The sequence below is a fragment of the Pedobacter vanadiisoli genome (assembly GCF_042684385.1).
Classification (GTDB): Bacteria; Bacteroidota; Bacteroidia; order Sphingobacteriales; family Sphingobacteriaceae; genus Pedobacter; species Pedobacter vanadiisoli.
In genome coordinates, this window is sequence record NZ_JBHULL010000017.1 from 1 (window position 1) to 539 (window position 539).

A 539-nucleotide genomic window follows, 5' to 3' on the forward strand; every position below is an offset into this window, starting at 1 on the left:
ACCGGAGTTTTTACTGCCGATAACAAGACTTACGATGGTACTACAAGCGCAAGTATTTTAACCAGAAGTTTAACAGGTGTTTTAGCTGCCGATGTTGCCGATGTAACTTTAACCGGTGGCACAGCTACTTTTGCAACTGCAACTGTAGGTGCTGGTAAAACAGTTACTTCAACCGGAATGACTCTGGGGGGAGCAAAAGCTGGTAACTATAACCTAACGGGTGTAGGTACTGCCTCTGCTGATATTACAGGCTTAACCTTAACCGGTAATTTTACTGTCGGTAATAAAGTGTACGATGGTACGACTACTGCAAGTATATTAACCAGGACCTTAACAGGCGTACTTCCAGCCGATGCTGCTGACGTTACGCTTACAGGCGGTTTAGCAACTTTTAACAATGAAAGTGTTGCCAATGGCAAAACTGTTACAGCAGCTGGCATGACATTAGGTGGTACTAAGGCTGCTAATTATACTTTATCGGGAGTTAATACCGCTACAGCTAATATTACTGCCAAAGATATCACTGGTAATTTTACTGC

1 protein-coding gene is annotated in these 539 nt (G+C 43.0%); it reads left to right on the top strand.

Going from position 1 to position 539, the window contains the following annotated elements; translation table 11 throughout:
- Positions 1–539, top strand: a 539-nt coding sequence (locus ACFSR6_RS17500; RefSeq protein WP_379081225.1) for a YDG domain-containing protein, incomplete at both ends; no start/stop codon positions are given.